The 3,776-nt window shown below is 61.7% G+C and carries 3 protein-coding genes; 2 read left to right on the top strand and 1 reads right to left on the bottom strand.

From position 1 onward, the window contains the following. Positions 1-953: P-type DNA transfer ATPase VirB11 (gene virB11, locus EOA24_RS30400; protein WP_245501887.1), on the top strand; the 953-nt coding region annotated here is incomplete at its 5' end. A gap of 12 nt (positions 954-965) precedes the next feature. Next, a complete protein-coding gene (locus EOA24_RS30395; RefSeq protein ID WP_127410405.1) occupies positions 966-3,128 on the top strand; it encodes a type IV secretory system conjugative DNA transfer family protein in 2,163 nt (720 codons plus the stop codon). Positions 3,129-3,355: 227 nt separating this feature from the next. On the opposite strand, the gene EOA24_RS30390 is transcribed toward EOA24_RS30395, so the two are convergent. Next, on the bottom strand, positions 3,356-3,776 hold a 421-nt coding region (locus tag EOA24_RS30390), incomplete at its 5' end, for a hypothetical protein (RefSeq protein WP_210213620.1).

The following is a 3,776-nucleotide window of genomic DNA, read 5'->3' as shown; positions in this document are numbered from 1 at the left end:
GGCCCTATATGGAGGAAGAAGCGGTTTCGGAAATCGCCATCAACCGACCCGGCGAAGTTTTCATCGAGCGGCTGGGTACAAAGGAGATGGAGCACGTCGTCAAACGCGAGCTCACCAGAAACTGGATCCGCTCGGTCTCGGTTGGCGTCGCTTCGGCCACCAACCAGGTTGTCAACGAAGTCACCCCGGTCCTGTCGGCGGCGCTTCCCTCAGGCGAGCGTTTTCAATGCGTGCTGCCGCCGGAAGCACCCGATGGCGGCGCGATCTCCATCCGCAAGCAAGTCATCATGGACATGACCCTTGGCGACTATGCCAAGATGGGCGCCTTCGAACACACCGAGATGGGCAGCGGCCTGGCGCTCTCGGCCGAAGAAAAGCAGCTCGCCGAGATGCTCAACGACACCTCGCCGTTGGAATTTCTGCAATATGCGGTGCGCAATCGCATCTCGCTCATTGTTTCCGGCGGCACGTCGACCGGCAAGACAACCTTCCTCAATGCGTTGTTGAAAATCATCCCCTCTCATGAGCGCATCATAACCATCGAGGATACGCGCGAACTCAAGCCGGCGACTGGCAACACCGTGACGCTGCTTGCCTCGAAAGGTGACCAGGGCCTTGCCAGGGTTACGCCGCAACAGCTGCTCGAGGCGTCATTGCGCATGCGGCCCGACCGGTTGCTGCTCGGCGAGTTACGCGGTGCCGAGACATTTTCCTTCCTGCAAGCCATCAACACCGGTCATCCGGGTTCGCTGACAACCGTTCACGCCAATTCGGCCCGTTCGGCCTATGAGCGCCTGGCCCTCATGGTCATGCAAGGAAATGTCGGGCTCTCTCGCAGCGAGATCCTCGACTATTTGCGCGAGGTGATCCCGGTCGTCGTGCAGATGGTGCGCGGCGAAGGCGGAAGCCGATCGATCAGCGAAATCAAGTTCACGAAGGCTGAGACGATCTGACGAGGTCGCATTATGGAAAAGATCGCTGGCAGGATCTTCCTGGCCTTGATGGCTGTGGCGCTGGGCGCGTTGCTGTTTGTGGTCGCATACGCGGCAACCGACTGGTACAGGACCGGATCGCATTTTCTCCTCGACAGTCTCAACGCAGACCCGCGACCAGTCTTCGGCTACGCCTGGGCGGACCTGAAAGCTGGAAGGTTCACGAAGCTTCAGTATGCCGGTGCCGCGGCCGCTTTCGGTTTCGTCCTGCCGCTCGCGATTGCATTCTTGATGCGGCCACCCAAACGCAACGACGCGAAATTCATGTCGATGGCGGACGTTCGCCGAGCCGGCCTGCTGAAGCCGAGGGGCATCTTCATCGGACGCGCCGGCGGCAGACTGGTCAACGGCTTTGCCCCGCACCGCGATCGGCGCACCGGCAGATTGCGCCTGACGCGCCCCAGAGTTCGCGGCGGCAAGAAACTTTGGATCGACGGCGATGACGTCGGCGGCTTCGTCATTGGACCGCCAAGGTCGGGCAAAGGCGCGGCGCTGATTATCCCCAACGCGCTGATGTGGCCCCATTCGCTGGTCGTGCTCGACCTGCGCGGCGAGACCTATGAAGCCACAGCCGGCTACCGGGCCACCTTCAGCCAGGTCGTCCGCTTCGCGCCGGCCGACCGCGACGGCAACACCGCTTTCTATAATCCGATGGACTTCATTTCGCTCGATTCGGCGCAGCGGGACATCGACCTGCGCAACATGGCGGCCGCGCTCTTTCCACGGCCGCCTGCGAACGCCGATCCCTATTGGGTCAACGATGCCCGCCTCCTCTTTACCGGCATTGCCTCTTACGTCATGGAGTCCCAGCAGATCGCCGACGAAAACCGCAGCTTCGCCACCATCCTTAAGATCATGAACGGCGCCGATGAGCCGATCTTGGAGTTCCTGGCGAGCCTGCGCGACACCCGCCGGCATGAAGTGTCTGATTTCACGCTTCAGACGCTGCTGCCCTACGCCGATATGGCGGAGAAGCAGTTTTCCGGTCTCTATGCCGGCGTGCGCACCGGCATGGCGCCCTTTCTGAACGAGCGATTGATGCGGGCAACCTCGCGCAGCTCCTTCGACATCCGCAATCTCAAGAGCGAGCGGGTCTCGCTCTATCTCGATTTCCGGCGCGAGCAGATGGCTTCGCTCGGCCCGCTATTCAATGTGCTCATCACGCAGATGATGAACTTCATGTCCGAATCCATGCCACGCCCCGGAGAGCACCAGGTGCTCGTAATGCTCGATGAATTTCAGAACCTCGGCAAGCTTGAGAAGGTAACCGACATGGCGACCGTCCTTGGCGGCCACGGCGTGCCGATGTGGTTTTTCGTGCAGTCGCTCAAATCGGTCGACGAGATCTACCGCAAGGAAAGCCGCGAAACGCTCATCAACGCTGCCCGAGTCCAGATCTTCTTTGGCGCCCAGGACACCAACGATCTGCGCTACGTCTCCGAGCAGATAGGCGAAACGTCAGAACCGCAGAAGGACGTCACCAGGACGCAAGCGAGCCTTTTCGACACCTATTACACGCGCTCCGTTCACAGCAGGCAAGTGCGTCGTCCGCTCATGCGGCCGGACGAGATCCGCACCATGGACAAGAGCAAGGTCGTCATTCTGCCGCGCGGCGAAAACGCAATCCTTGCAACCCGGAATTTCTATTTCGCTGATCGCGAGCTCTCCAAGCGGGCTTTCATGGCACTCCCGGAAAGGGCGAACGCAAAGCACGCCAAACCAGCCGCTGCCGCCGCTGCCCTCCCCTCCCCAACCGTCCAGTCGATCGTGCCGGCTGGGCCACGCTACCGCTCCGGCATCACACACTCGCGGCTGCAGCGCGGTGCGACGTTCGATGCAAAAGTCGGACGTGCCGAACGGCCAATCGCCCGCCGTCCCGTGCCCGGGCCGCAAAGGGCTGGCGTCGAGGCGAGCCTCCTCCCGTCGGCGGCCACGCCCGCTGCGCCGCAGGCTGTCGACTTTTCGGCGCTGGCCGCGCGCGCGGCAGCGACCAGGATCTCGCCGCAAAAGGAGGCTGTGATCGCGGCCATTCTCGCCGAGGCCAAATCTTTCCGCCCCCAGTCGGCCGACCCCGAGACATTCGATCGCAATTTAAGCGTCGTCTCGGAAGCATTGCCGGATGTCGTGGACGAGTGATCCCGTCCTACAACCGCGCGGCGGCGGTCATTGTTGGTGGTCCAACAAGCTCCGCTTCTGCTGAGAAGAGTTGACTTTAGGCGGCAAAGACCCGGCCATTGGGTTTGGGGGCGCGCGGTGGCCGCACATAAAACAGGGCGCCTGAAAAGGACTCACGCGCCCTGTCTAATTGCTTGAATTAAGCATGTCTTCTGCCGAAACCGGGCCCACGTTCGAAAGGCATGTGCTTAGCGCTCGTATTCGTTGTCCTGGCTGCGCTGTGTCTTGCAGTCCTGCTCCTCGGCCTGCCGGCCCTTTTGCTTGGCTGCGTCCTTCTGCTGCTGAATGCGTTGTCGTGCCTTCTCGGCCTGCCGCCCCGGCGTCTCGGGCTGACGCGTATCGTCTCGGCTCGGCAAATCGCGGCCGCGCGCATCTCTTTCAGGCGCGGCCTCGCCGGCGCCCCCTGCACCCTTTTGCTGCTCGAACTGGAGCCGGGCGAGACGATCGTGCATCTTGTCGTTCACGCTCTCACGGTATTGCTCGAAACGCGTTTGCTCGGCGTTGGGGAGCGTGTCCCGCATTTGATCCAACGCTTGATTCACACGCGCCATCTTCTGCCGCATTTCCAAAGGTGTCTGCGCCATTTCGGTAGCTCCTATCAGCCTGGTC

This window comes from Mesorhizobium sp. M2A.F.Ca.ET.039.01.1.1, assembly GCF_003998035.1.
In the GTDB taxonomy this organism is placed as follows: Bacteria; Pseudomonadota; Alphaproteobacteria; order Rhizobiales; family Rhizobiaceae; genus Mesorhizobium.
The sequence above is the reverse complement of the archived record's forward strand: the minus strand, read 5'-3'. Positions and strand labels throughout refer to the sequence as shown.

Bases quoted from the DNA above. Each gene is read 5' to 3' on its own strand.
- EOA24_RS30395 (WP_127410405.1), top strand. From the start codon at position 966: ATGGAAAAGATCGCTGGCAGGATCTTCCTGGCCTTGATGGCTGTGGCG.